This window comes from Bacteroidota bacterium (assembly GCA_016706255.1).
Classification (GTDB): Bacteria; Bacteroidota; Bacteroidia; order Chitinophagales; family BACL12; genus UBA7236.
The window spans coordinates 727,486-753,909 of record JADJJZ010000029.1 but is presented as its reverse complement, the minus strand read 5'-3'; the positions used below and the strand labels follow the sequence as shown (position 1 = coordinate 753,909).

Here is a 26,424-nt window from a genome sequence, read left to right as displayed (position 1 = left end):
CGCACGGTTTTTATGTTGAACGGCAATATTACCAGAAAGGTATTCTCTAAACAACCGGCCATCGAATTCAGAGGCAGGAAATTATATCCTTATACCAAAGGGTATTGGTTCGTGCAGCCTTTGCTTATCAGTATCCCATACCGTTATTATTATAGCAAATTTCAAGTGCAAGGCTGGGAAAATGTGCCTATAGATAAACCGGTAATTTTTGCAATTAGTCACCGCAACGCGTTTATGGACAGCCTTGCATTTGTGAATACAAAAAGCACTCAGGTTTGGCAATTGGCAAGGGGAGATGCCTTCAATAATAAAATGTTAGGTAACTTATTTTATTTCTTTCACATGCTGCCTTTATGGCGCGAAAGAGATGGGGTAGATACAAGGGCAATGAATCAGCCAACATTTAATGCATGCGCAGATTTACTCGCCAATAATGCGATGATTGGTATTTATCCTGAAGGTAATTGTATTAACGAAGAACATATTCGGCCATTAAAAAAAGGTATTTGCCGCATTGCCTTTATGGCTGAAGAACGTTATGATTTTGATTTGGATGTGCATATTATTCCGGTTGGAATTAATTATACAGGTGCTGAAAAATTCAAGAAATGGCAACTCATTAATTTCGGTGAACCAATTCTCTTAAAAAAATACAGTTCCGAATATAAAACCAATCCGGCATTAGCAATTAATCATCTTAAAGATGAAATTGAACAAGGTATGCAGGTGGTCACCACGCATGTCAGCCACGGCCCGATGCATGAAGAAATTGTCGAATTATCCGAATTTTATGCGCGTCACGATGTGCTTTCATCAGGAAATAAATATGAACCAATAACCTGGTTTAAAGCAAAAAAGGAAATTACGCCCAAACTGGAAACATTACAACAGGAAAATCCTGAAGCATTAAAAAATATTGTTCACGACTATAATACCTATAAAACAGAACGGAATCAATATAATTTCAGAGAAAATACTTTTGATAAAGCAAGACAGTCAGTGCTGGCTATTACGTTTATGGCGCTGTATTTTATTTTATTATTTCCTTTATTTATTTACGGATTAGTAATTAATTATTTGCCTTACCGGATACCTCAGTGGTATGCTGAAAATAAACTGAAACAAAAAATATTCTGGAGCTCTGCAAAATACGCAATCAGCTGCATTCTGTTTCCGGTTTATTACATGATTTTGACGTTAATTGTATGGTCTGTATTAGGTAGTTTATTATCCGCCTTAATATTTTTGGTATCATTCCCAATTGCGGGGAACCTTGCATTTTATTATTGGTTCGACTTCAAAAAATGGTGGTCTGTTATCCGCTACAAACAGCTTGGTGCCGAGGTTAGAGGTAAATTAAATTATGCCAGAGAGAAACTCCTGAATACACTGGCGGAACTCTGATTTTAAAAGTTAAATCGGGTTAAAATAATTCAATAATTCATCAACATGTTTTTGTTCCACATTGGTTTGCCCAATAACCACACGAATTACATAATTACCTTTTAATTTTGTTCCGGAGATAAAAAATTTACCGGTACTATTTATTTCTGTCACAAGGTTTTCATTCATTTGATTCAGATATTGCTCGTCGTTAATTGATTTTGGATGATACCGTAAACAAATCACATTCATAACAAAAGGTGCCATTATTTCCCAGCTAGTGTTATAGCTGATTTGTTTATAAAAATAATTTGCCAGTGCAATATGTTTTCTGAGTTTCGACTGAATACCTTCAATACCAAAACTGCGCAACATGAACCATAATTTAAGCGCACGAAAACGTCTACCTAAAGGCAAACCCCAATCCTTAAAATTGGTAACTTCATCTAAAGTGCATTTTAAATAATCGGGGTTCGATGAAAACGTGTTAATTAATAGCGGTGCATCTTTCACAAAATACAACGAACAATCAAAATTGGTAAATAACCATTTATGTGCATTAAATACATAACTGTCTGCATCAACAATACCATTCAAATAGTGCTGATATTCCGGTAAAATAAAAGCTGAACCTGCATAAGCAGCATCAATGTGCAGCCACAAATTATATTTTTTACAAATAGCACTTATTTCCAATAAAGGATCAAATGCGAGCGAACTGGTTGTGCCTAATGCCGCAACTACCATAAAAGGTTGTTTTCCCGCTGCGATATCTTCCACTATTTTATTTTCCAAAAGTGCAGGTTGCATGGCATAATTTTCATCAGATGCAATTTTTATTACATGATTAAATCCAATCCCCGCAGCTTTAGCACCTTTTTCAATTGAGTAATGTGTTTGGTCTGAACAATACATGGTAAGCTGATTAAAATCGCTGAACCCATGATTATTAATTTGAAAAGCACTGTATTTTTCTCTTGCTGTGATAATTGCAGTTAATGTAGAAATGGAGGCCGTATCATGGATCACCCCTTTCCAACCTGCGGGAATACCAAAATTTTGTGCAACCCATTCCATCATTTTTTCTTCGAGTTCAGTAGCTGCGGGCGAAGTTTCCCAAACCATAGCGTTAACACCCAAACCTGCTGTTAAAAATTCAGCTAAAACACTCTCATAACTTGAATTGCTTGGAAACAAGGCCATAAATCCCGGATGCTGCCAGTGGGTGATACCCGGCGGGATAATATTTTTAAAATCTTCAAAAATATCCTGCATGTTTTCTCCCGTTAACGGCGGGTTTTCAGCGATTTGATGTTTGATAGCACCGGGTGTTATTTGCGATTTAACAGGAAATTTTTCAATATTGTCGAGATAATCGGCAATCCAGTCTACTACCTGATGCGCTTGTTGACGAAATTCTGATTTTGAAAGCATACACTATGGATAAAAAATGGTTTGTAATAATTAATCCTGTTTCAGGAGGAAAATATGCGCCTAAGTTATGGAACAAAATGAAATCGCTGTTGGATGCAGCAGATATTTTGTATGAGGCTGTATTTACCGAATATGTGGACCATGCCGGTCAGCTAGCGAAAAATGCTTTACATGACGGGTTTCAGCAATTTATTATTATTGGGGGAGATGGTACAGCAAACGATGTTGTAAATGGCATCTTTAATTCAGGTTTTGATACAAGCACTGTTACAGTTGCAATGATTGCCGCCGGAACAGGAAATGACTGGGTGCGAACGATTGGTACTTACAAAAATTTAAATGCAATTCCCGAAGCACTGAAACAGAAAAACACATTTTTACAAGATGTAGGTGAAGTGTGGTATCAAAAAAGTAACCAGACGGCAAAACGGTATTTTGTAAATATTACCGGATTAGGTTTTGAAGGACACGTTGCAAAAAAATTATTTGAAAATAACGGATTTTTGAAAGGTACAAAATTGCAATATCAAATTGCCATTTTAAAAGCATTATTTGTTTATAAACATACTTCGCTCACACTAACTGTTGATGATGTTACAACAACTCAAACAGGTTTATCTATAGCAGCAGGGATATGTAAATTTAACGGAGGCGGATTAAAACAATTACCTTCAGCAATTTATGATGATGGGTTGCTCGACATGACGGTAATTGGCAGTATGACAAAATTACAAATGGTATTTAATTTACCGAAATTACAAAGTGGTTCTCATGTGAAACTTAATTCTGTAAATACTTATCGCGGAAAAACCATTAAAATAGACAGCGACCCGCCAATTTATGTGGATGCAGATGGTGAATTTATAGGAACAACACCAATCACCATTTCATTATTACCAAAAGCGATACAAGTGTTACGTTTTTAATGACTATTCCATGTCTGCATTCGCAGTGCAACATTTTCTCTGATATTCATCCAATATAAATTATAATCAGCAGGATGTAAATTTTTCGGAATAAAATATTTTCCGGGAATTTCAGGTCGACAAACCCATACAATATCATTATGCACTGTAGCGCTGCATACTCTCGGATATATTGTTTGACCATCACGGCCTAATCCACCAACATTTTTATCAACCGGCACCACATCCATCGTTCTCGTAAACGAAATCGGATTGTGCACAACAACCTTGTCCGGATCAGGAATAACCATTTTATCACTTGGTTCATTATTTTCAAGATAACTTCTCCAACTCACATAACATCCGGTTTGGCCGGCACTGTCGCAGGGCTGAATTTGTGTGAAATCATAGGTGTACACCGGCATTCCAATTAAATAAGCACATACCAATTGATTTTGTAAAGGTTTGCCATCAAAAAAATCGCGCAGCAACCATTTTGCATGTGTGGTGCCCTGGCTATGACCGGCAATAATTATTGGCCGGCCGTGATTATAGTGGTCGAGATAAAATTGAAATGCAGTTTTAATATCTTCATAAGCCAATTCAAATGCTTTCATTGCATCCGGATTATCTAATGAAAAATAAGCATTAAATGTTGCCTGCCTGTAACGCGGCGCATACACTTTGCAACTACCATTAAATACACTTGCCTGATGATAAATGGAACGTGTATCAACTCTGTCGTTTAATTTCGCATCATTAACATCTGCATTCCATTCTTTTCTCGAAAAAAAATGTGTTGGGTAAATAAAAAATACATCTACATCTGCATTAGCCTGACCATCGGCGAGCAGTACCGGCGAGTTATTTGGAATATGATCAGCAGAATCTTTTTTATCAGGTAATGCTGACCAATATTGCGTATTGGAATAATCAGGTGCAGGGGGATTTTTTTCTGTAGTAAAATCACTTTTTACGGGCATTGTGGCGCAGGCTGTAAAAAATAATATAATTACTCCTGAGAAAATAAAATAGCTAAGCTTCATTAATTATGATTCAATTTATTTAAAATGTTATTCGAACTGTTTTAATTACTTTACCATTCGTTCGCCAAAAAGTAAACTACCGATTCGTACCATCGTACTGCCTATTTCAACTGCAATGGTATAGTCGCTACTCATGCCCATCGATTTTTGCCTGAAAGCATCATCTTGCCCAAAATAATTTGCCTTGATTTTATCAAACAACTGTACAAGGTGACTGAATTCGTTTCTTATGAGCGACACATTTTCAGTATTTGTAGCCATGCCCATCAACCCAACAACAGCGATATTATGCATTTGTTTATAAACATCACTTTTTAGCAGAGTAATGAGCTCATCTTCATCTAACCCAAACTTAGTTTCTTCGCTGGCAATGTAAACCTGTAATAAACAAGGAATAATACGATTATGTTTTTGCGCCTGTTTGTTAATTTCTTCAAGTAGTGCCAAACTGTCCACCGAGTGTATCAGATGCACCCATTCCGCAATGTATTTTACTTTATTGGTTTGGAGGTGTCCGATAAGGTGCCAACGGATGTCTTTTGGGAGTGCCTCATATTTATCGCGCATTTCCTGCACCCTGTTTTCCCCGAAGTCGCGCTGACCGCAGTTATAAAGTGCTAAAATCTCCTCGATTGACCGTGTTTTGGATACGGCTACGAGCGTTACATTTTTTTCCCGGAGAATGCTGCTTAGTTCATCAAAATTGCTCATCATTGGCTAACTTAGCGCAAAATTAAATTCTTTTACGGTAATGAGGCGAAACCTGATTTTTATTGTTGTTCTGATAAGCTTAACTGCTGCCTGTAAGCCGAAAAGTGAGTTCGAAATTTCGGATGCCATGATAAAAAATGTGCCCGACACGGTAATTGCTGTAGAACCCATGATTGCCATTATGACCGATATTCATATTGCAGAAGCATGGGTGCAGGAAAATAAAACAGATTCCATTTCGCCCGATATACGCCTCAAGCAACATTATGCTGAAATTTATCAGTTACATGATATTACTGACGAAGCATATAAAAAAAGTTATAAATATTACTCAGCCAATCCTGTATTGATGAATTATATTTATACCAAAGTGGTTGAACAATTAAACGTAATGGAAAGCCAAAACTTAAAAGTGAAAAAAAAGATATAACATGAAAAAAGTTGTGTTGAATGCTGAAGAAGCGATTCAGGATATTTTTGATGGTGCAGTAATAATGTTGGGTGGTTTCGGATTGTGTGGGATTCCCGAAAATTGTATTGCGGCACTCGTGAAAAAAGGAACAAAAAATTTAACCTGTATTTCAAATAATGCCGGTGTTGATGATTTTGGTATCGGATTAATGTTACAACAACACCAGGTGAAAAAAATGATCAGCAGTTATGTTGGCGAAAATGCAGAATTTGAACGTCAGTTATTAAGCGGTGAACTGGAAGTGGAATTAATTCCGCAGGGTACGTTGGCTACACGATGTATGGCTGCAGGTTACGGAATGCCTGCCATTTTTACACCTGCAGGTGTTGGAACCGAAGTAGCTGAAGGAAAAGAGACAAGAGTATTTAACGGCAAAACGTATTTATTGGAATATGCATTTGAGGCCGACTTTGCAATTGTAAAAGCCTGGAAAGGAGATACCCACGGAAATTTAATTTATAAATCAACTGCAAGAAACTTTAATCCCTTGATGGCAATGGGTGGAAAAATTACGATTGCTGAGGTGGAAGAATTAGTGCCGGCAGGCGAATTAAATCCAAACGAAATTCATACACCCGGTATTTATGTACATCGCATTTTTCAGGGAAACAATTATGAAAAACGTATTGAACAAAAAACAATCAGTAAATAAGTTATTATTCAGAAGGAAACGATTATGTTAGATAAAAATCAAATCGCAAAACGTATTGCAAGAGAATTAAAGGATGGATATTACGTAAACCTTGGTATCGGAATTCCTACACTTGTTGCAAATTATATTCCTGAAGGTATTTCAGTAACCTTACAAAGTGAAAACGGATTACTCGGCATGGGTCCGTTTCCTACTGAAGAACAGGTGGATCCGGATTTAATAAATGCGGGTAAACAAACTATAACTACATTGCCGGGTTCAGCCTTTTTCGACAGCGCTTTAAGCTTTGGTATGATTCGCGCCGGGAAAGTTGATTTAACCGTATTAGGCGCCATGGAAGTTGCCGATAACGGTGATATTGCCAATTGGAAAATTCCGGGTAAAATGGTGAAAGGCATGGGCGGCGCAATGGATTTAGTAGCGAGTGCAAAAAATATCATCGTTGCCATGCAGCATGTAAATAAAGCCGGCGAAAGTAAATTGCTTAAAAAATGCTCTTTGCCGATTACCGGTCTTGGTGTGGTGAAAAAAGTGGTGACGGAATTAGGTGTTTTCGACGTTACGCCCGATGGTTTTAAACTGCTGGAACGCGCTCCCGGTGTAAGTGTTGAAACCATTCGCGAAAAAACAGAAGGCCGTTTGATTGTTGAAGGCGATGTGCCTGAAATGGATATATGAATGAACGTTCATTCATAAAAATGTGAACATGGTTTATTTTAATAATCGTTATATCCCTGCTACAACGTTTGCCGTAAATTCCGGCAACCGCGCTTTTAAATACGGTGACGCCCTGTTTGAAACACTACTCATTATCAACAAAAAAACACCTTTACTCAATTATAATCTGCAACGTTTAAAAAAAGGAATGTTATTGTTGGGAATAAATTTTCCTGATGCATGGAATATTGTTTTTTTTGAAGATATCATTGCATCGCTAACCAATGAATTAAATCTGGAAAATGGTCGCTGCAAAATTACAGTATGGCGCGATGGGGGAGGATTGTATAAACCGGAAATAAATGATGCCGCGCTCTTAATTGAAATAACACCGATAACTTCACCAGTTTTAAGTTTTGTTCAAAAAGATTTACGATTAGGGGTATATGATGATTATCCAAAAATGATTCATCCGCTTTCAGCATGTAAAACAGCAAATGCTTTACCTTATGTGTTAGCGGCAAAATTTGCTGCAGAAAATCAGTTTGATGATGTTTTATTACTTAACACTGATGATTTAATAGCGGATGCCATCAGTTCTAATATTGTTATCGTTAAAAATAATTCCTTCTACACAACAACAACAATGAATGGTGGGGTGGAAGGTACCATGCAACAATTTATTTGCGATCATGCCGACGATCTGGATATCGCAATAAGCAGGATGCCTATGACCGTAGGGGAGGTTTTAAGTGCAGATGCCGTGTTGCTTACCAATGCCATTCAGGGTATTGTGCCGGTAACCCGCTTTCAGGATGCTACGTTTGAGAACAATTCTGCAATTGAATTGTTACAAAAATTAAAAGCATTAATTACCGGAATGTAATTGCTGTTTAAGTTAATTACATTTCTACATTCCTTAAAATTGCAACTATCGTGAAACCATCAATTGCCATACACTGGTTCCGCCGCGACCTTCGTTTGGAAGATAATACCGGCTTGTATCATGCATTAAATGAAAATGATAATGTGTTACCCTTATTTATCTTCGACAAAAATATTCTGGATGCCCTGGATGAGAAATCAGATGCCCGGGTGCAATTTATAGTAAATACCATTCAGGAATTGCGCCATCAATTACAAAAAGCAGGAAGTGATATGCTTGTTGAGTATGGCGAACCACTGGAAATTTGGAAAAAAATTATCCGTAATTACTCCATAAAAGCAGTATATACCAACCATGATTTTGAGCCTTATGCATTACAACGGGATGCTGAAATTGGCGACTTGTTAAAATCAAATGGCATCCAATTTAAAACGTTTAAGGACCAGGTGATTTTTGAAAAAAATGATGTTTTAAAAGATGATGGTAAACCATATACTGTTTATACACCTTACAGCAAACGATGGAAACTTCGTTTAACACCTGAAGATTTACAACCACGTTACTCTGAAAAAAAATTAGGCAATTTATATAAAACCCTTCCGCTAAAAGAAATAACATTAAAGGATATTGGATTTTTACCAAGTGGAATTGAAGTGCCACCGCTTAAAATCAATTTAAATATTATTAAAAATTATCACAACACCCGCGATTTACCTGCCGTACAAGGAACATCGCGGTTAAGCGTGCATTTGCGTTTCGGTACTTTGAGTATTCGAAAACTCGCCACCGCTACCCAACAGGTAAACGAAAAATATTTTAATGAATTAATATGGCGCGAATTTTATCAAATGATATTGGCGCATTTTCCACATGTGGTTACCAATTCATTTAAACCGGCATACGATCGTATCGTTTGGCGTAATAATGAAAAAGAATTTGCTGCATGGTGTGCAGGAAAAACCGGATATCCGATTGTTGATGCAGGAATGCGCGAATTAAATGCAACCGGATTTATGCATAATCGTGTGCGTATGATTGTCTCCAGTTTTTTAACAAAAGATTTATTAATCGACTGGCGTTGGGGAGAAGCTTATTTCGCAAAAAAATTATTGGATTATGATTTAGCAAGCAATAATGGCGGATGGCAATGGGCGGCAGGATGCGGGGTTGATGCAGCTCCGTATTTCAGAGTATTTAATCCGCAAAGTCAGACGTTAAAATTCGACCCGGAATTTAAATATATTCATAAATGGGTACCTGATATGGATGAATTAACATATCGCAACCCGATAGTTGATCACTCGTTTGCGCGTGACAGGGTATTAAAAGTTTTTAAGGAAGCCTTAAATCCCTGATTTTATTTAAACTTAAATTGTTTGAAATATTTTTTTGGATTTTTGATGGCATCAAAACCTATTATTTCAAACTGAATTGTAATAAAATCACTTTTGAATAAAGCAACACAATCGTTGTTAAAAAGTATTCCACTATTATCCTTAGTTGTTACAATTGAATATTCTTCCGGTTGTAAAAATTGACCGCCTGCCATTACGTTTTTTATATGAATGGAATCGACGATGTTTTCAAATAAATCAGATTCCCTGAAAATCAGCGCCAGATAGTTGTTGTTTGCGACAGGAATAACATCACTTACTCCTTCACTGCTGCAAAAAAACATATTGCGCATGCCACTCATAATGATATGCCATTCCAATAATAATAATTGATTTGCCTGTTCTTCGGGTAAACCCGAAGCATTAAGCGTATCAAAAGGTTTAATATAATTTTCTTCTATTTCTTTAGCATATACAACACAAGGACTAAGTGCTAAAATTTCCTGCTTAATTTTATTTAGGTAGGATTGCCGGTAAACCTTTTTCTTCAGCTAAAATATGTGTGATATTATTTTTTACAACCACATCAATAAATTGGAAACTATCAATTATATTTTGATAATGTTTTTCCGCAAATCGCGATTCAAAATTGGTGAGATAGCGCAGATATTGCTCATTTCTTCCTGTTAAGAAATTATTGGTGTTGTGAAATGATTGATTAACTACGTCCGGGTTGTTGCTTGAACCACAACCATATACCAAAAAGCATATACTTAAAAAGGAAAATATAGTTTTCATGCAGATAAAACGATAAAACATTCTGATGTAATACAAATGGTTAGTATCTTCACTTCATCTAAACCCTTATTTTATGAAAAAATTAAAATTGATATTGTGTACATTGCTAATGAGTTGTCTGGCAATGTCGGCCTTTGCCGGTACCGGTGAAGCTCAAAAACTAACTGCAGATGATGTATTTAAAATGGCTGAAACTATGACCATTGATGACCAGGATGCATTAAAGCGCGCATATGATGCCTTAACGCCGCGTGAAAAGAGTAAATTGATCAGTCTTGCCATCGATGATGCAAAGGCAGCACACGCGCTTGGCAAACCGGATGCTTCAATAGGGATGTACATTTTAGCTGTATTATTACCACCTGTAGCGGTAGCTATTCATACTGACTTGGGTATGCCAACAGTGTGGAATATTTTATGGACATTATTAGCTTGGCTTCCGGGCGTTATACATGCCTTTTATATTTTGCAACAGTAATTTATAGTCACAGAAAAAGGGCTGTCTCAAAAAGGCAGCCCTTTTTTATATCCACCCTTCCCGGTAAATTCAACTTACCTCTAAAAGGTTATCATTAGCATAAAAGTTGACATCAACGACGTAAATCACTTAAAATGAAAATCACAAATCCTTACATTTTATTCAAAATAACGCCTAATTCGGATAGGATTGTTACCAATATTTCAAATTTCAGTCAATAATTTTACTAAATTTGCTACATTGATGCCAGCCACATCATAAGAAAACCACACTATTAAAAGCTTTGAACAGCAATGTTTAATTGGATATTAATTTTTTTCCCCAAAAAGTCCATCGACAACCTGGAGAAACGGAGAATTACATACGCACTCTGGGTAATACTCGGGCTATTACTGTTTTTTATTTTAGTATCCATTATACACTCAGCCTGCAATATGAGCCCTGTCCATTTTATTGCAGATTTTATCGGCGTTTGCGGTACTTGTTTATCCCTTTATTGGGTTAAATCTAATCGTCTTGAAAAAGCGCTGAAAACCATCGTTATTACCCTGTTGGCTGCAGTATTTATTTATGGCCCTTTGGTTGATTATACGGATAACACGGGGGACATTATGTTTTTGCGTTTATATGTTACTTTATTCGCACTTGAGGCAGCTTTACTGTTAATGGTATCTTTTTATATAGCGATTTTAAATTTTGCTTTTCTCGCTATTTTATTTTCATTATTACTCGCATTGCACTTTGGAATTATCTTAAACAAAAACGGTTGGGAAACACTTACACCGGAAATGATTTCTTATGGTATAATTGCAGTTCTGGCAATAAATATATCTTGCTTTATTGCATCACTCATGATTAGATTCAACAACGATTTGGTAAATAAAATTAATGCCGATAATCAAAAAATCTACGAACAAAATATTCATCTGGAATCAGAAGTACGAAAAAGAACACAACAACTACAAAGCAGTAATGAAAATTTGCAGCAATTTGCCCATATTGTTTCCCATGAATTAAAAGAACCATTGCGCACACTTTCAGGGTTTTCCAATTTGTTGCAAAAACGGCTTAAAACATTAAACGTTCAGGATAATAACATTGAAGAATATACCAAGTTCATCCAAACAGGAACAACACATATGGCTGCTTTGGTTGATGAAATGCTGATATTTTCATCGGTGCAGCAGACCCAAAAAATGATGGCTGAAATTGATATGAATGCGCTGGTGCAGTTGGTGTTGAAACAAATTGATAACCTTATTCAGGAAACAAATGCAAAAATTGTAACTACAAATCTCCCCAATGCTTATGGAGAAGGTTTGCTTATTTTCCAACTCATTCAAAATTTAATTGTTAATGCAATCAGGTATAAATCGGAAGAGCGACAAGTAGTTATTCATATCTACGGTGAATTAACTGAAACACAAACCATTTACGCAATAAATGATAACAGCATAGGAATACCAAATGATAAATTAACTGCAATTTTTAATCCTTTAGTCCGCCTGAATAATACAGACTCAACCAATGGAACCGGCATGGGGCTCTCAATTTGTAAAAAAATTGTAGAAGCACATAATGGTGTTATTTATGCTAAAAGTGAAGAAAATGTTGGCTCAACCTTCTATTTTGTTTTACCTAAAAGGGAGTTTGCGATGGCAAATTAATTGAGTTGTTTTAATATTCCTCAAAAGTATGTGCTTCATCTAAAATGTAAGCTGTAAATTTCAACCGAATATCCTCTTTTCCTGCATTTCCGATGTCAGGATATTTGATATGGTAAGTTTCAAAATTTTTGTTTGCGGATCGTTCGTAATTGGTTGTTGGTATGTTGAACTGCTTATAATACATGCCATTAAAAACTATAGAATCCATTGTATAAACATTATATCTTTTTGAAGTGGGTATCACATACACTAATTCGTTGTCATTTATTTTTATGAATGCAGAAGGTGAAAAGGTAAAACACGGCTCATGCATATGCGTGTGATTAAAACTGTTTTTACAAGCGCCTAAAAGTTCATTTTTTAAAATTAACAACTGACTTATTGCTTCGTCTTTAGTATAACTTTTATCTACGTAATTGTATTTATAAAAATTCGAATATCGATTTATGGATAATGGATTTACATCAAGATCTTTCATGATCAATTCCAATTTGAGGTCGTATATAAATGCATAAATATCTGAAACGGAATCTTGTTTCAATAAATTAATTTTTGAATCAATATATGCTAATTGGCCTTCAAGAATTAAATATTTTGCTTTCATACCGGCATTGAAACTACGTGCTCCTTTACCATTCCGCTCAAAATCGCGATTAACCTGCCAATTTTGTTCATCAATTAATGCAGTAAGTGTATTGTTTGTATTTTGCAACGTTAGTTCAAGCGAACTGTCCTCTTTTTTACAACCATAAAATATCGCAGAGCAAGTAAGCATGATAAGTATCAGTGCTTTCATGCAACAAAAACGTTCATGACCTGAAATTTATTATTAAAGAATTTTAGTCCCGTTTGTGGAATTCTGGTTTTATGGGCATCTCCAATCAAAACTTACAAAATGAAACGACTGCTTACCACCTTGCAACTGATGCTGATTGCAACTGCGATATTCGCACAAAAACAAATAACTGTAACTGCACCCATTGAAAAAGCAACGGTATTTTTAACCGGAGCCCAGCTATATCATTCAACCAACGTGTCATTGCCGAAAGGGCAATCTGAAATTATAATTGAAGGCTTATCATCCAGTCTCGACCCCAACTCTGTGCAAGGTGGCGGTAAGGGTGATTTTACAATTTTGGATATTCAATACCGCTTATTTTATCCCGAACCAATTGCTAATCCGGTGATACTCACCGAAACAGATAAAAAAATAAAAGCAATTTCTGATTCTATTGTTGAACTGGATTTTGATTTGCGTACTTTTTACAATCGTCGAGAAGTATTAAATGTGCAAAAACAAATGATGCTGAATAATACTTTGTATAAAGGTAACAGCAGCGATTCCCTGGCATTAATTCAGCAAACCGTAGAATATTACGATAAAAAATTAAATGAAATTTATGTCGATTTACTGCAGGTTGAGAAAAAAGAATATCAGCTCAATCTTAAAAAAAGTTTGATGCAAAGTCGTATTTATGAATTACAAAATTATCGCAATCAACAGGCTTCAATGCAACAACCAAATAATCCGGTTCCGCAAATTATAATGAGTGTACAAACAGAATATGCACTTACTGCAAAAGTGGAAGTGGATTACATCACTTATAATGCCGGTTGGTATGCCACTTATGATATTCGTGCAACTGATATTGCAAAACCGGTAGATATTGCCTATAAAGCAAATATCTGGCAAACCTGTGGTGTTGATTGGAAAGATGTTAAATTGACCTGTTCAACCGGAAATCCTGCAATTGGAAATAATTTACCTGCAATCACTACCTGGTACCTTGGAAATTATAATTATTACTATGAACGTGATATGGAAACACTACAACCTGCAGCTGAAGCTAAAGATGATAGTGAAGACTTGAGTAGTTACATGTCAAAATCAATAACGCTTGATTCAAATGCCGGCTCTTCAGTAAATTATACTACACAAGTGCAAACTATTGCCAATGTGGAATTTGATATAGCGCTTAACTATACCATTCCATCTGACGGAAAAGGACATATTGTTGCATTACAAACCAAACAATTACCTACAACATACAATTATTTGATTGTTCCTAAAATTGAACAAACTGCATTTTTAATTGCAAGTGTTACCGATTGGGAATCATTAAATCTGCTTCCGGGTATGGCGAATATCTATTTTAATAATACTTATGTTGGCAAAACCAATATCAATCCATTATCATTAAGCGATACCCTTGCCTTATCACTTGGCCGTGACCGCTCTATTGAAGTAAAACGCACACAGTTGTCAGATAAATCGACTGAACGTTTCCTGGGTGCTAACAACACTAAAACACTAGCTTATGAAATCGAAGTCCGTAACGGAAAAGCCATTACCATTGAAGTGGTTATTAAAGATCATATTCCGGTTTCACAGAAAGAAAACATCAAAGTGGAGCTTATCGAAAAATCAGGCGGCGAACTCGACGACCTTACCGGTATTGTAACCTGGCGACAAAAAGTGAAAACCAAAGAGAAAAAGGACTTCAGCCTCGAGTTTGAAATTACTTATCCTAAAAATGAACCACTGAGTTTAAATTAAGCATAAATAGTTGTTTCTGCAAAAAAGAAAACGTTCGCTTCGGCGGACGTTTTTTGTTTATTCCCGCCACAGTTGTTGTTGATAATTAGGGCATTATGGGGTTATTACTGTGGATAAAAAACAAGGCTTTAGAGAACAAATCGGGGTAACTTTGTGTAATAATTGTAGTTTGATTGTCAGAATGTATTAAATTTTTGTTTACGACTGACAAAACAGGACCAAAATGAGTAAATAGCATTAATTTTGCACCATAATTTGAAAATCAGCACAATGAAATTATTCGGGGGGTTAAATCGTATTGTATCTTTTGTAACGGTAGCTTTACTGTTAAGCGCAGGCACTCAGGCCTTTGCGGGAAATAGTATTGCAGGTTCACCTTATCATAAAGATCACAATCCGCTTAGTTTTTACTATTTTGGTTACAATGTAATACAGCCGGGTTTTGCCTTAGGCACTCAAATTAACTTGTCATGGACCAAAATGGAAAAAGCCGGCTGCCGCGGTTCTAAAATCAGCGACCGTCAGTTTGCGATGATTCCTACAATTGGTATGTTTATGAATGAAGCCAGCACACTAAGCGTGTTTGGTGCATTAGAATTCAATTATAATTTAACGTTCAGTAAAGGTTTAACATTACAGTTTTTCGGAGCGCCGGGTTATGCTCAAATGTTATCGGGTGAAGAATCTGTTAATACAGGTACCGATAATTCCACTAACCGCGTTTTAAGCACCGACGCGCATAGCGGGTTTATGCCATGGGCAGGTGCCGGTATTGGTTACGACTTCCAAAAATTAAATGGTAAAGATTTTCCACTGGAAATTGCATTCCGTTCGCTTGCAACATCAACTAATGTTAAGGATTTGTCAATATTTCCTTCATTTCAAACCGGAATTACCTATTCTTTTTAAAGATTAATTAAGTATAAATTTTTCATTGGGGATACAGGTTTTGCTACCTTTATCCCCAAATTTATTTTAATGAAAAAGTATACTTTTCTGCTTGTGGCTATTATGGCTGCATTTACAGCCTCTGCGCAATATCCGCTCGTAGGTATTACCGATATTCAATTTAAAGATGACGCCGCTCTTGGCGCTGAAGATGACCTTTCTGCTTATGACGGTGACACCGTTCGTATTCAGGGTGTGGTTACCTTCAACCCTTGCGACTACGCACTTTCCAGCACCGGTAGCCGTATGGGAACCTTCCTGCAGGATCCGGATGCCGACCAGTTTGCCGGTATTCACGTTTTGATCGACTGGCCTGCAATTGGTTGGACAGACTTAGAGAGTTTAAATGATGCAACCCTTTTCGTAGATAATTTCCAGGTGGGAAACATTGTGGAATGTACCGGTATTGTTAACTCATTCGAAGGCAACACCCAGTTCCTGTTGCTCCCGATTGAAACTGAAATTATCGGGTTTTCTTCTATGCCGTTGCCCGATGAACATGAAATTGCTGAGTTTATGGTGAGCGATGGCGCAGGTGGACAAGTGATTAATACCCTCGACGGGGAAAAATACGAAGGTAAATATGTAGAATTTACCAATGTGTACGTTACCGATGTGGTACCTTCAGGATTGCGTTGGTTTTGGTACTTGCAGGATGATGCCGGAAACAAAATCCAAATTCGCGATATGAGTGGTCATTTCCGTAATGATACTTATGATGATGAATGTAATATTTGGGCTGGCGGCGCGGCAGGTGAAACCAATACACCATTGGCTTACACACCACCGGCAATAGGAACCAACCTCGCATATGTGCGCGGGGTAATTCTCGAATTTACTGCTGAAACTCAGTATGCTATTGCTCCATTATTATTAACCGATATCGGACCATCATTGGCATCGCCACCGGTAATTACTGATATTACAAGAACTCCGGTTTCAGCAACTTCGTCTGAAACAGTTACCGTTTCTGCTAATATTACAGATATCGACGGAACCGTTGCCTCTGCTGACTTATATTATAGTTATGGAATAGGTTCTACAGACTGGAATTTATCAGTAATGAGTAATGTTGGTGGTGCAATTTGGTCTGCAGATATTCCCGGCCCGGGCATTGACAGCACTTATGTTAATTATTATATAGAAGCTTTTGATGATGATGGTAATAACATCTCAAACCCAACTGCAGCCTCACCTAATACGTATGTGGTATATGATGGCGGAATAAATTCAATAGTTCAGATTCAAAATACACCTTTCCCTTCTGGTTCTTCAATTTGGGCTAACGATAGTATTGCTGAAATGGACATTGAAGCAATAGTTACCGCAACAACCCGCACTTACGACCTTGGATTGGTTGCTGTGCAGGAGGGAAGTGGTGCTTATGAAGGCATTTTCATCAAATCTGTTCCCGGAGATGGCACCGATGCCTTATTCCGTGGCGATAAAATTCATATTACTGCTGCTAAAGTGATAGAAGAGTTCGGGGTTACAAAACTCAGCAACATTACCTATACACTGATTTCACAAATGAATGACCTTCCAACCTATGTTAACGGTATCAATCCGTTAGATGTTGATGCTAAAGTTTACGCTGCAACTGAGCCTTGGGAAGGAATGATGGTTAAATTTGACAATGCATTTGTTACCTCAAATAATGCAGATGCCGCAACCGGCGGGGCTTTTGGCGAATGGCGTGTAAACAGCAGCAATACCCCGGAAATAGGTATGCGTTGCGACGATTATAGCTACGAAATTAATTTTGAGTTTGGTGTTGATACGCTTACTATGGGCGAAAACCTTACGTACATCCAAGGTTTGATGTATTATAGCTTCAGCAACTGGAAGTTATTACCAAGAGATAAAAACGATATAGAAGGGTATACTACAACCTACCCGAACAGCATCGTGGCTTTTAACTTTACCACTCCGGCAGCTGCAGGTACTATCGATCAGGTTGCAGGAACCATTAACATTTCTGTTCCAATGGGTACCGATTTGACCGCTTTAGTGCCTTCAATCGACATCACCGGACAGTACGTTGACCCAGCTTCCGGCATTGCACAAAACTTTAGTGCTCCTGTCACATATACCGCCTATGCACCGGTTACTTTTGAGGCAAAAACCTACCTCGTAACCGTTACCGAAGCCGTGGCAATTAATACACTCAACCTGTCAGAAATACAGGTTTATCCTAACCCAACATCTGACGATTTGACTGTTGAAATCGGGGTGCCTACAGAGATGCAGGTTTCTATCGAAATAAAAGACCTTGAAGGACGTAACATAATGATTATCAACGAGTTATGTCATGTGGGAAAAAATATTTTTGCATTTGATTTGAGGGCAGTTCCAAACGGATTATATTTGCTTCAGATAAGTGATAAGGAAAAAACAAGGATACTTAAGATAGAGGTTTCCAAATAACATTTTGCCATTGGAAACCTGTTTTGGTTAACCCGTTTCGGAATAAAATCCCAAACGGGTTTTTTTATTTTTTTGAATGCATAATTCCGATTAATTATGCAACAATTATTTCTATTAAATCAATTTTTTAGATGCAGGCAAAAAAAAATCCGGCTCAATTGAACCGGATGTAAAAAAATTATTTAAATATTAGAATCGCTCCAATTTGCTGAAGTGAAAATTACTTTCAATATCTGCATTCTCATCGCTATCGCTTCCATGAACTGCATTTTCACCAATGCTGCTTGCATACATCTTGCGAATAGTTCCTTCTTCTGCTTTTGAAGGATCAGTAGCGCCAATTAATTTTCTGAAATCTTCAACTGCATTTTCCTTTTCTAAAATTGCAGCAACTATCGGACCTGAACTCATGAAGTCTACCAATTCACCATAAAACGGACGTTCTTTGTGCACTTCATAAAATTCACCGGCTTTTTCTTTGCTCAGTTTGGTATATTTCATTGCAACGATTCTGAAGCCTGCTTCATTAATCATTTTTAAGATACCCCCGATTGAATTTTTTCTAACTGCATCGGGTTTAATCATTGTTAATGTTCTATTACTTGCCATAATAATGTTTTTTTCGGGCGCAAAGATAGGAATTAACTGCCGCCATTTTTAAAAATTTAAAAAAATGGTGACCTTAGCAGCAAATTTAACATGAAAGACTTAGGGCTCCTCTTTACTTATCTTCAACAACCGCGACGAATCGTATTGTTGACTCATGTGCGCCCTGATGGCGACGCGGTTGGTTCGGCTTTAGCCTTAAAATTATACTTTGAACAAAAAGGACATATTGCAGATGTTATCGTACCGGATGATTTCCCTGATTTTTTAAACTGGATGCCCCAAAGCGAAAAAGCGTTTAATCATCAGAAAAATCCCAAAACTTGTTTTGCTGTGCTTACACGCGCGGATATCATTTTCTTTCTCGACTTCAATGCATTAAAAAGAATAGAAGCATTGGGTGAGGACGTTAAAAAACTAAACCGCCCGTTTGTGAGTGTTATGATTGACCATCATCGCGAGCCTGACCATTTTACCGATTATGAATTGTGGAATGATAAAGCAAGTTCAACTGCGGAATTAGTTTACGATTTTATTCATCAGGCAGGTGATAGTAATTTGATAAATAAAGACATGGCCGCTTGTATTTATGCAGGTATGGCATTAGATACCGGAATTTTTCAATTTAGCAATACAACAGCAAGGGTACATGAAATTGCTGCTCAACTGATGTTAACCGGAATTAATGTTGAGCAAATTCACAATGCTGTATACAATCAATATGGTGAAAACAGAATGCGCTTTGTAGGGTTTTTATTATCTGAAAAAATGGTCATCGTTCCCGAATATAAAGCAGCCTATATGAGCATTACCATGCAGGAAGCAGAAAAATATAAATTAAATAATGGTGATAAAGAAGGTATTGTAAATTTACCCCTCGCAATGCGCGATGTTGATATGGCCGTATTATTTACAGAGGATAAAGACAAAATAAAAATCTCATTCCGCTCAAAAGCTGATGTGAATGTGGAATTTTTGGCACGAAATTTCTTTAATGGTGGAGGGCATCGCAATGCTTCGGGTGGTTCATCACGTTTACCATTAGAGGAAACCATACAACGATTCATTGCAGTATTACCCGAATTCCAGGAAAAACAACATAATTAATTAAACAACAGATATTCAAAATGAAAAAAACGAGTTTATTATTAGTGCTTGCCCTTATGGTGCATGCTTTTGCATTTGGACAAAGCGACAAGAAGAAGTACAAACATTTACCTGATGGTTTGTATGCAGAAATTCAAACTACAAAAGGTAATATTCTGGTATTCCTCGAATTTCAAAAAGCACCTTTAACCGTTGCTAACTTTGTTGGATTGGCTGAAGGTAAAATTGAAAACACAGCGAAACCAATCGGAAAACCTTTTTTCGACAGTTTAACCTTCCATCGCGTGGTGCCTGATTTCGTAATTCAAGGTGGTGATCCGCTCGGAAATGGAATGGGTGGTCCGGGTTATGCTTTTAAAGATGAATTTCACAGCGATTTAAGACATAATACCCCAGGAATTTTATCTATGGCCAACTCAGGAAAATTCACCAACGGCAGTCAGTTTTTTATTACCCATAAAGAAACACCATGGCTTGATAATAAGCATGCAATTTTCGGACATGTGGTTGAAGGTATGGATGTTGTAAATGCTATTCAGCAAGGCGACCGCATATTACATATTAAAATTATCAGAAAAGGAAAGGCAGTTAAAAAATATGACCCGGCTGCAATATTTAAAGAATTTGAAGCAAAGGGAGATGTTAAACGTTCTTCTAAATAAAAAATTACTAAAGGGCTTCGGCCCTTTTTTTATTGCTTTATAAAACCACTTCGAAATAATAAACCTGATTGGTATCAGAATTTCTGTCTTCTAAAGTCATTTCATTATTGGTTAACGTTAACACATTAAACACGCGTGACTGAAACTCATCAGATAAAGTAAGGATACCCGCTTTATCACTAAAGATATAAATACCGGTTATAGATAATGGCGAACCTAGAAAGGTGTAATTTTCAGTGTAATCCAATGTATCGGTAAAGGTGATATTATAACTTGAATAGGTAGAAGTAAACAACGGTGTTTGATCATAACCGTCAATTTCAAATTTATATACGGACCAGGTTCTGGATATATGTTCAACAGCCTGATCAATCCTGATATCTTCACAGGAAGTTGAAAAGGCAATTAAACAAAATATCAATACTAGTTTCCGCATTATTCTTGTCCTCGTATCAAATTAATTCAGGCAGATTCGCTTCTAAGGGTAACGAAGTTTTTTTAATACTTCCCCAGCCACCTGCTACATTCACAAAATTATTAAATCCTTTTTCTTTTAAAATAGATGCTGCCATCATGCTGCGATAACCTGCCGCACAATGAATGATATATTTTTTATCTGCATCCAATTCTCCTGCACGCAAATCTATTTCACTTAACTGAATATTTATTGCATTTTTTATATGCTCATTTTCAAACTCACTTGGTTTGCGCACATCCAGAATTACATAATCAGCATTATCATAATACTGTTTTATATCTTCAGCCTGAATCGTAGTAACAGCATCTGTTTTTTTACCTGCACTTATCCATGATTGCATTCCACCGTCTAAATAACCAATAACATTTTCGTAACCAACTCTTGCCAAACGCAAAACTGTTTCTGCTTCTTTACCAATATCAGTAACTAAAACAAGCGGTTGATTGATATCTATCAAAGTGCCAACCCAAACAGCAAACATGCCATTCAAACCGATATTCAAAGAACCCGGAATAAATCCTTTTTCAAAAACATCGGCAACACGCGTATCTAAAACCAATACGCCACTTTCCATTGCATCTGTAACTTCCTGAACGGTTAGTGCTTTTGTATTATTGGTAATTACTTCATCAATTTCAGTATATCCAGTTTTATTTATTCTGGCATCTTCAAAAAAGTATTGCGGTGGAACAGATAAACCATCAGTTACTGCTTCAATAAAAGCTGCTCTCGACATTTCCTGTAATGCATAATTAGTTTGTTTCTGAATGCCTATTGTTGAAAATGTTTCTTTACCCATACTTTTTCCGCAGGCACTGCCCGGGCCATGCGCAGGATAAACAATTACATCATCAGCAAGCGTTTTTATTTTCGTATTCAGTGAATCATACATTTTTGATGCAAGTTCCTCTTTTGTCATAACACCATCCAATAAATCGGGGCGACCAACATCACCAACAAATAATGTATCACCGGTAAAAATGCAATGGTTTTTACCGGTTTCATCTATCAACAAATAACAAGTAGATTCCAATGTGTGACCGGGTGTATGTAATGCACGAATTTTAATTTTTCCGATGCTGAATTCTTCACCATCTTTTGCATTAATTACACTGTAATTTGTATTTGCTTCCGGGCCGTAAATTATTTGTGCGCCGGTTTTTTTTGCAAGATCAATATGTCCTGAAACAAAATCAGCATGAAAATGTGTTTCAAATACATATTTAATTTTGGCATTACGTGATGCAGCCATTTCAATATAAGGTAACGATTCTCGTAATGGGTCAATTATTGCAACCTCACCCTCACTTTCAATATAGTAAGCTGCTTCTGCAAGACAATTTGTATATAGTTGTTCTATGTACATCTGTGTAATTAATTTTATAAAAAATTAAATTTCTCTTTCAGTATCAAATCCTTCAAGATAATCGGCAACACGTTTTAGGAAACTACCACCCAGCATACCATCAACCACACGGTGATCATAACTCATGCTCATAAACATCATGTGACGAATAGCAATTACATCACCAAATTCAGTTTCCAATACAACCGGTTTTTTCTTAATTGCACCAACTGCTAATATAGCCACTTGCGGTTGATTAATAATTGGTGTGCCCATTAAGCTGCCAAATGAACCAACATTGGTTAACGTAAACGTACCATCCTGAATTTCATCCGGTTTCAATTTATTATTTCTTGCGCGATTGGCAAAATCATTCACCGCTGCAGTTAAACCAACTAAATTCATTCTGTCCGCATTTTTAATTACAGGCACAATTAAATTACCTGTAGGTAATGCAGCAGCCATACCAATATTAATATCTTTTTTATTGATGATATTATATCCGTCAACTGAAATATTTATTCCCGGAAAATCTTTTATTGCTTTTGCAATTGCTTCAATAAAAATTGGTGTGAATGTAATTTTCTGACCTTCACGTTTTTCGAATTTAGGTTTAATCCGATTGCGCCATTCAACAATTGGCGTCATATCCACTTCAACATAAGATGTTACGTGTGGCGATGTTTTTTTACTCATTACCATGTGGTCAGCAATGAGTCTGCGCATACGGTCCATCTCAACTATTTCATTTCCACCACTCACCGATGCAGTTTTTACAACAGGCGTTACTTTTTCAGCAACAGGTGCTTGAACCTGAGGTGTTTCAACTTTTGCCTGTGTAGTAACAGCACCGCGATTTTGTAAATAATTTAAGATGTCAGATTTTGTAACACGGTCATCTTTTCCGGTTCCCGGTATACGCTCAAGTTCCGACATCGAAATACCTTCTTCACGAGCAATATTTAATACCAACGGTGAATAAAAACGATCGCCACCTGCTACAAATGTGGTTTCCGGGGCTTTCTCTACAACTACCTGTTTTGGAGCCTCAGTTTTTACCTCTTGCGGCACAACTTTTTCAACTACCGGCTGCACTGTGCCACCACCTTCACCATCAATAATTGCTATGGCTTTGCCGATTTGCACAACATCACCTTCTTTAAATAATATTTTTGTAATAGTACCGGCAAAAGGAGTTGGCACTTCACTGTCTACCTTATCAGTAGCAATTTCAAGCACAGCTTCGTCCAGTTCAACTTTATCTCCTTCCTTCTTCAGCCATTTCAGGATAGTGGCCTCCATAATACTTTCGCCCAATTTGGGCATAATCAGTTCTTTTTGCGACATATTAAATCTTCTTGCTGTTGTTAGCTAACTAATTGGGTGGTACTTCTTCAGCAAAAGCTAAAAATCCCTCCAATTTTGATTTTCGCAAAAATACTGTCTTTATTATGCTTTAACAAGGTATTCGGTCAACAGTATACGCATTTCATGTAGCGAAAACATAGTGGCGTATTCGATATTGATGTCACGGTTCTTGTTGAAAAAATATTTTTTAACTGTTTTTTTCGATTTTGAACCAACGGCAATAAACACCGTTCCAACCGGTTCACCTGCTGTATCCTTAGTGGGGCCTGCATTCCCTGTAACTGCAATACCAAAATCGGTGCCTGTTACCTCAAGTAGCCCTTCCAGCATTGCCAGCGCTGTTTGTTCACTAACAGTAGTAAACTGTTCAATTATTTCGGCAGGCACTTTTAGTACCGATTGTTTAATTTCTTTTGAATAGGCAACAATCCCGCCCTTAAAGTATGCCGAACTGCCCGGAATGAGGGTGAGTTTGTGCGCAATTTTGCCTCCGGTTATACTTTCAGCGGTAGAAAGGGTAGCATTTAAAGACATCAACTGCTTTCCTATAAAAGCTTCTAACATTAAGGGCTCCTCAGCATAAATTCCTTCCCCTAAAATTTGTCGCATTTGCCCCTCAAGGGGTGCTAAATCGTCAATTATGCCTGCTTCATCCTCCCCACGGGCTGTCAAACGTAATTTTACAACCCCAGGCGTTGGCAAATATGCTAGCGCAATATGATCGGGCAGGTTTGCCTCCAGTGGCTCAAGTTGTTTGGCCAAAAAACTTTCACTGATGCCACTGGTCATAAAATAGCGGTTCACAATTGCAGGAAAGCTGAATGTTTTTAAAATTTTCGGAATCACCTGCTCAGTCATTAAACCCTTCATTTCAAAAGGCACACCCGGCATGCTGATTACGGCGGTTTTACCCGATTGAAACCACATTCCCTGAGCAGTTCCCAGCGGATTATCTAAAATGGTACAATTATCCGGATACATCGCCTGGTCGCGGTTATTTTCCGTAAAAGGAATACCCCTTTTTTCAAAAGCTGCTTTTAATCGTAAATAAATTGATTCATGAAACACGAGTGATGACCCGAAAAAAGTGCATAAGGTTTTTTTAGTAATATCATCTTTAGTCGGCCCTAAACCTCCCGTAATTAAAACGATATCAATAACTCCGCAATATTTATTTAAAGTATTAATAATGTGTTCACTGTTATCTGAAATACTCAATACTTCATAAATATCAATTCCATACGGCTGAATCTGGGTCGACATCCAACTGGCATTGGTATTAATTGTAGTGCCATTCAAAATTTCATCTCCAATAGAAATAATAACTGCCTGCATCACTAAATTTTTTTTGTAAAAATACAATCTTACAATGGTAAACCGACCGCATTTTTGGGTTGCATTTCCATTAAAATCACCGAACACAATTTTTTTTGATTTGTTGCCGGCCCATTCATTTGTTGCATCCTGTTGTCCATTTTGCTTACAGTAAAGGGTTATTTTTTTGGGGGAGAAGGTACATTTTTTCGTAAAGGTTCATTGCTGCTATAGCCGGTAATGCCCGTAAACATTGAACCTTATCCCGTTAGGAATGTGAGTTGTATCGTTCTTTTAATATCTTGAAGTAATATTTAATTTTTTTGCCTACCAATAGAATTGTGGAATTATTTAACTTTCGGCAAAATTCGATTTTATGTTAAGAAATTTCATTTTGGCAGTTATCGCTGTTGGTTTGTTTACGGGCTCAACTTGCGACCCACAGGTAATGCAGGATGTATTAAATACCGTATTAGAAACTACAATTACCGAGCAGGAAGCAGCCAACGGATTAATGGAAGCGTTAGTGCAAGGAGCTACAAATGGTACCGATATTTTATCGCAGGTAAATGGTTATTTAGGGAATCCAACCATTAAAATTCCATTTCCGCCTGAAGCTCAAAAAATAGAAAATGCCTTAAGGGAGGTAGGCTTAAATAAAATGTGTGATGATGTAATTAATTCAATTAATCATGCTGCCGAAACTGCTGCTATCGAAGCAAAACCTATTTTGATCAACAGCATACGTACCATGACTATAACCGATGCAATGGATATATTATTTGGTGCCAATGATGCTGCAACTGAATATCTCAAAAAAACAACTACTGCTGCATTAACTGCAAAATTTACACCTATAATTGAAAGTTCACTTAACAAAGTTGGCGCTACAAAATATTGGACAGATGCGGTAAATTATTACAACAAAATTCCTTTGACCGAAGATTTAAATCCTGACCTTAAGAGTTATGTAACCGGCAAAGCATTGGACGGTTTATTTTACATGATTGAACAGGAAGAATTAAAGATTCGTCAGGACCCCGGTGCACGCGCTGCTGAAATCGTTCAAAAGGTGTTCGGCTACTACGATACACACAAGTAATCTGCAAAAAGTGTTGACAAAGTTGGTGTTTGTGTTAAAAGTGACAAAAAATATACAATAACCTTAATAAATATTTAAAAAGAACAT

General features: G+C 37.0%; 26 protein-coding genes. 15 read left to right on the top strand and 11 right to left on the bottom strand.

Translation table 11 applies throughout. The features are described from left to right. Positions 1-12: 12 nt before the first annotated feature. Positions 13-1,404 (top strand): 1-acyl-sn-glycerol-3-phosphate acyltransferase, encoded by a 1,392-nt coding sequence (locus tag IPI65_21190; protein ID MBK7443948.1) that lies wholly within the window; start codon positions 13-15, stop codon positions 1,402-1,404. A 9-nt stretch (positions 1,405-1,413) separates the two neighbouring features. On the opposite strand, the gene IPI65_21185 is transcribed toward IPI65_21190, so the two are convergent. Beyond that, entirely contained in the window at positions 1,414-2,817 is a 1,404-nt protein-coding gene (locus IPI65_21185; protein ID MBK7443947.1) for an aspartate aminotransferase family protein, read from the bottom strand. Here IPI65_21185 and IPI65_21180 point away from each other — a divergent pair. Beyond that, positions 2,808-3,743, top strand: a complete 936-nt coding sequence (locus IPI65_21180; GenBank protein MBK7443946.1) for a diacylglycerol kinase family lipid kinase — start codon at positions 2,808-2,810, stop codon at positions 3,741-3,743. The genes IPI65_21185 and IPI65_21180 overlap by 10 nt on opposite strands. Here IPI65_21180 and IPI65_21175 read toward each other — a convergent pair. Continuing rightward, positions 3,740-4,768, bottom strand: a complete 1,029-nt coding sequence (locus tag IPI65_21175) for a DUF3089 domain-containing protein (GenBank protein MBK7443945.1) — start codon at positions 4,766-4,768, stop codon at positions 3,740-3,742. The genes IPI65_21180 and IPI65_21175 overlap by 4 nt on opposite strands. Before the next feature lie 45 nt (positions 4,769-4,813). Continuing rightward, positions 4,814-5,479, bottom strand: coding sequence for a YggS family pyridoxal phosphate-dependent enzyme (locus tag IPI65_21170; GenBank protein ID MBK7443944.1), 666 nt, complete (start codon positions 5,477-5,479; stop codon positions 4,814-4,816). Positions 5,480-5,519: 40 nt separating this feature from the next. Here IPI65_21170 and IPI65_21165 point away from each other — a divergent pair, with 40 nt between their 5' ends. The 5 genes from IPI65_21165 to IPI65_21145 are packed head-to-tail and all read left to right on the top strand — an operon-like array spanning position 5,520 to position 9,501. After that, positions 5,520-5,909, top strand: coding sequence for a DUF4296 domain-containing protein (locus IPI65_21165; protein MBK7443943.1), 390 nt, complete (start codon positions 5,520-5,522; stop codon positions 5,907-5,909). A gap of 1 nt (position 5,910) precedes the next feature. Next, entirely contained in the window at positions 5,911-6,603 is a 693-nt protein-coding gene (locus tag IPI65_21160) for a CoA transferase subunit A (GenBank protein ID MBK7443942.1), read from the top strand. A gap of 24 nt (positions 6,604-6,627) precedes the next feature. Next, positions 6,628-7,281 (top strand): CoA transferase subunit B, encoded by a 654-nt coding sequence (locus IPI65_21155; GenBank protein ID MBK7443941.1) that lies wholly within the window; start codon positions 6,628-6,630, stop codon positions 7,279-7,281. A gap of 28 nt (positions 7,282-7,309) precedes the next feature. Further along, positions 7,310-8,146, top strand: a complete 837-nt coding sequence (locus IPI65_21150; GenBank protein ID MBK7443940.1) for an aminotransferase class IV — start codon at positions 7,310-7,312, stop codon at positions 8,144-8,146. Between the two features lie 50 nt (positions 8,147-8,196). Then, positions 8,197-9,501: a deoxyribodipyrimidine photo-lyase gene (locus IPI65_21145; protein ID MBK7443939.1), complete on the top strand. Its 1,305-nt coding sequence runs from the start codon at positions 8,197-8,199 to the stop codon at positions 9,499-9,501. A gap of 2 nt (positions 9,502-9,503) precedes the next feature. Here IPI65_21145 and IPI65_21140 read toward each other — a convergent pair whose 3' ends face one another. Further along, on the bottom strand, positions 9,504-9,860 hold the full coding sequence (locus IPI65_21140) for a hypothetical protein (GenBank protein ID MBK7443938.1): 357 nt from the start codon (positions 9,858-9,860) through the stop codon (positions 9,504-9,506). A gap of 133 nt (positions 9,861-9,993) precedes the next feature. After that, the gene (locus IPI65_21135) at positions 9,994-10,278 is read right to left on the bottom strand and encodes a hypothetical protein (protein ID MBK7443937.1); all 285 of its coding nucleotides are present in this window, start codon (positions 10,276-10,278) and stop codon (positions 9,994-9,996) included. A gap of 334 nt (positions 10,279-10,612) precedes the next feature. Here IPI65_21135 and IPI65_21130 point away from each other — a divergent pair, with 334 nt between their 5' ends. Together IPI65_21130 and IPI65_21125 are read left to right on the top strand one after the other, a co-directional pair. After that, positions 10,613-10,756, top strand: coding sequence for a YqaE/Pmp3 family membrane protein (locus IPI65_21130; GenBank protein ID MBK7443936.1), 144 nt, complete (start codon positions 10,613-10,615; stop codon positions 10,754-10,756). Between the two features lie 434 nt (positions 10,757-11,190). Continuing rightward, positions 11,191-12,423: a hypothetical protein gene (locus IPI65_21125; protein ID MBK7443935.1), complete on the top strand. Its 1,233-nt coding sequence runs from the start codon at positions 11,191-11,193 to the stop codon at positions 12,421-12,423. Positions 12,424-12,433: 10 nt separating this feature from the next. On the opposite strand, the gene IPI65_21120 is transcribed toward IPI65_21125, so the two are convergent. Beyond that, positions 12,434-13,219 carry a hypothetical protein gene (locus tag IPI65_21120; protein MBK7443934.1) on the bottom strand — a complete coding sequence of 262 codons (786 nt, stop codon included), beginning with the start codon at positions 13,217-13,219 and terminating at the stop codon, positions 12,434-12,436. 99 nt (positions 13,220-13,318) lie between these two features. On the opposite strand from IPI65_21120, the gene IPI65_21115 reads away from it, so the two are divergent. The 3 genes from IPI65_21115 to IPI65_21105 all read left to right on the top strand — a co-directional run bounded on the left by IPI65_21115 (position 13,319) and on the right by IPI65_21105 (position 18,355). Further along, the gene (locus tag IPI65_21115; GenBank protein ID MBK7443933.1) at positions 13,319-14,980 is read left to right on the top strand and encodes a DUF4139 domain-containing protein; all 1,662 of its coding nucleotides are present in this window, start codon (positions 13,319-13,321) and stop codon (positions 14,978-14,980) included. A gap of 270 nt (positions 14,981-15,250) precedes the next feature. Beyond that, positions 15,251-15,889 carry a hypothetical protein gene (locus IPI65_21110; GenBank protein ID MBK7443932.1) on the top strand — a complete coding sequence of 213 codons (639 nt, stop codon included), beginning with the start codon at positions 15,251-15,253 and terminating at the stop codon, positions 15,887-15,889. 69 nt (positions 15,890-15,958) lie between these two features. Further along, positions 15,959-18,355 carry a T9SS type A sorting domain-containing protein gene (locus IPI65_21105; GenBank protein MBK7443931.1) on the top strand — a complete coding sequence of 799 codons (2,397 nt, stop codon included), beginning with the start codon at positions 15,959-15,961 and terminating at the stop codon, positions 18,353-18,355. A 189-nt stretch (positions 18,356-18,544) separates the two neighbouring features. Here the strand turns inward: IPI65_21105 and IPI65_21100 are convergent, their stop codons facing one another. Further along, positions 18,545-18,964, bottom strand: a complete 420-nt coding sequence (locus IPI65_21100; protein ID MBK7443930.1) for a nucleoside-diphosphate kinase — start codon at positions 18,962-18,964, stop codon at positions 18,545-18,547. A gap of 90 nt (positions 18,965-19,054) precedes the next feature. Between IPI65_21100 and IPI65_21095 the strand changes: the two genes are divergently transcribed. Both IPI65_21095 and IPI65_21090 read left to right on the top strand, forming a co-directional pair. Then, positions 19,055-20,068, top strand: a complete 1,014-nt coding sequence (locus IPI65_21095) for a bifunctional oligoribonuclease/PAP phosphatase NrnA (GenBank protein ID MBK7443929.1) — start codon at positions 19,055-19,057, stop codon at positions 20,066-20,068. A 20-nt stretch (positions 20,069-20,088) separates the two neighbouring features. Beyond that, positions 20,089-20,730, top strand: a complete 642-nt coding sequence (locus IPI65_21090; protein MBK7443928.1) for a peptidylprolyl isomerase — start codon at positions 20,089-20,091, stop codon at positions 20,728-20,730. Positions 20,731-20,767: 37 nt separating this feature from the next. Here IPI65_21090 and IPI65_21085 read toward each other — a convergent pair whose 3' ends face one another. From IPI65_21085 to IPI65_21070, 4 genes are all read right to left on the bottom strand, one after another. Next, complete coding sequence (locus IPI65_21085; protein MBK7443927.1) at positions 20,768-21,166, bottom strand: lipocalin family protein; 399 nt, start codon at positions 21,164-21,166, stop codon at positions 20,768-20,770. A gap of 16 nt (positions 21,167-21,182) precedes the next feature. Further along, positions 21,183-22,574 carry an MBL fold metallo-hydrolase gene (locus IPI65_21080; GenBank protein MBK7443926.1) on the bottom strand — a complete coding sequence of 464 codons (1,392 nt, stop codon included), beginning with the start codon at positions 22,572-22,574 and terminating at the stop codon, positions 21,183-21,185. 24 nt (positions 22,575-22,598) lie between these two features. Further along, a complete protein-coding gene (locus tag IPI65_21075) occupies positions 22,599-23,900 on the bottom strand; it encodes a 2-oxo acid dehydrogenase subunit E2 (GenBank protein MBK7443925.1) in 1,302 nt (433 codons plus the stop codon). 102 nt (positions 23,901-24,002) lie between these two features. After that, positions 24,003-25,256: a CinA family nicotinamide mononucleotide deamidase-related protein gene (locus IPI65_21070; GenBank protein MBK7443924.1), complete on the bottom strand. Its 1,254-nt coding sequence runs from the start codon at positions 25,254-25,256 to the stop codon at positions 24,003-24,005. A 427-nt stretch (positions 25,257-25,683) separates the two neighbouring features. On the opposite strand from IPI65_21070, the gene IPI65_21065 reads away from it, so the two are divergent. Next, a complete protein-coding gene (locus IPI65_21065; GenBank protein MBK7443923.1) occupies positions 25,684-26,337 on the top strand; it encodes a DUF4197 domain-containing protein in 654 nt (217 codons plus the stop codon). Positions 26,338-26,424 lie beyond the last annotated feature (87 nt).

Coding starts and splice junctions, on each gene's coding strand:
- IPI65_21190 (MBK7443948.1), top strand. CDS start 13: ATGTTGAACGGCAATATTACCAGAAAGGTATTCTCTAAACAACCGGCC.
- IPI65_21185 (MBK7443947.1), bottom strand. CDS start 2,817: ATGCTTTCAAAATCAGAATTTCGTCAACAAGCGCATCAGGTAGTAGAC.
- IPI65_21175 (MBK7443945.1), bottom strand. CDS start 4,768: ATGAAGCTTAGCTATTTTATTTTCTCAGGAGTAATTATATTATTTTTT.
- IPI65_21170 (MBK7443944.1), bottom strand. CDS start 5,479: ATGAGCAATTTTGATGAACTAAGCAGCATTCTCCGGGAAAAAAATGTA.
- IPI65_21165 (MBK7443943.1), top strand. CDS start 5,520: ATGAGGCGAAACCTGATTTTTATTGTTGTTCTGATAAGCTTAACTGCT.
- IPI65_21160 (MBK7443942.1), top strand. CDS start 5,911: ATGAAAAAAGTTGTGTTGAATGCTGAAGAAGCGATTCAGGATATTTTT.
- IPI65_21155 (MBK7443941.1), top strand. CDS start 6,628: ATGTTAGATAAAAATCAAATCGCAAAACGTATTGCAAGAGAATTAAAG.
- IPI65_21150 (MBK7443940.1), top strand. CDS start 7,310: ATGGTTTATTTTAATAATCGTTATATCCCTGCTACAACGTTTGCCGTA.
- IPI65_21135 (MBK7443937.1), bottom strand. CDS start 10,278: ATGAAAACTATATTTTCCTTTTTAAGTATATGCTTTTTGGTATATGGT.
- IPI65_21130 (MBK7443936.1), top strand. CDS start 10,613: ATGTACATTTTAGCTGTATTATTACCACCTGTAGCGGTAGCTATTCAT.
- IPI65_21125 (MBK7443935.1), top strand. CDS start 11,191: ATGAGCCCTGTCCATTTTATTGCAGATTTTATCGGCGTTTGCGGTACT.
- IPI65_21120 (MBK7443934.1), bottom strand. CDS start 13,219: ATGAAAGCACTGATACTTATCATGCTTACTTGCTCTGCGATATTTTAT.
- IPI65_21115 (MBK7443933.1), top strand. CDS start 13,319: ATGAAACGACTGCTTACCACCTTGCAACTGATGCTGATTGCAACTGCG.
- IPI65_21110 (MBK7443932.1), top strand. CDS start 15,251: ATGAAATTATTCGGGGGGTTAAATCGTATTGTATCTTTTGTAACGGTA.
- IPI65_21105 (MBK7443931.1), top strand. CDS start 15,959: ATGAAAAAGTATACTTTTCTGCTTGTGGCTATTATGGCTGCATTTACA.
- IPI65_21100 (MBK7443930.1), bottom strand. CDS start 18,964: ATGGCAAGTAATAGAACATTAACAATGATTAAACCCGATGCAGTTAGA.
- IPI65_21095 (MBK7443929.1), top strand. CDS start 19,055: ATGAAAGACTTAGGGCTCCTCTTTACTTATCTTCAACAACCGCGACGA.
- IPI65_21090 (MBK7443928.1), top strand. CDS start 20,089: ATGAAAAAAACGAGTTTATTATTAGTGCTTGCCCTTATGGTGCATGCT.
- IPI65_21085 (MBK7443927.1), bottom strand. CDS start 21,166: ATGCGGAAACTAGTATTGATATTTTGTTTAATTGCCTTTTCAACTTCC.
- IPI65_21080 (MBK7443926.1), bottom strand. CDS start 22,574: ATGTACATAGAACAACTATATACAAATTGTCTTGCAGAAGCAGCTTAC.
- IPI65_21075 (MBK7443925.1), bottom strand. CDS start 23,900: ATGTCGCAAAAAGAACTGATTATGCCCAAATTGGGCGAAAGTATTATG.
- IPI65_21070 (MBK7443924.1), bottom strand. CDS start 25,256: ATGCAGGCAGTTATTATTTCTATTGGAGATGAAATTTTGAATGGCACT.
- IPI65_21065 (MBK7443923.1), top strand. CDS start 25,684: ATGCAGGATGTATTAAATACCGTATTAGAAACTACAATTACCGAGCAG.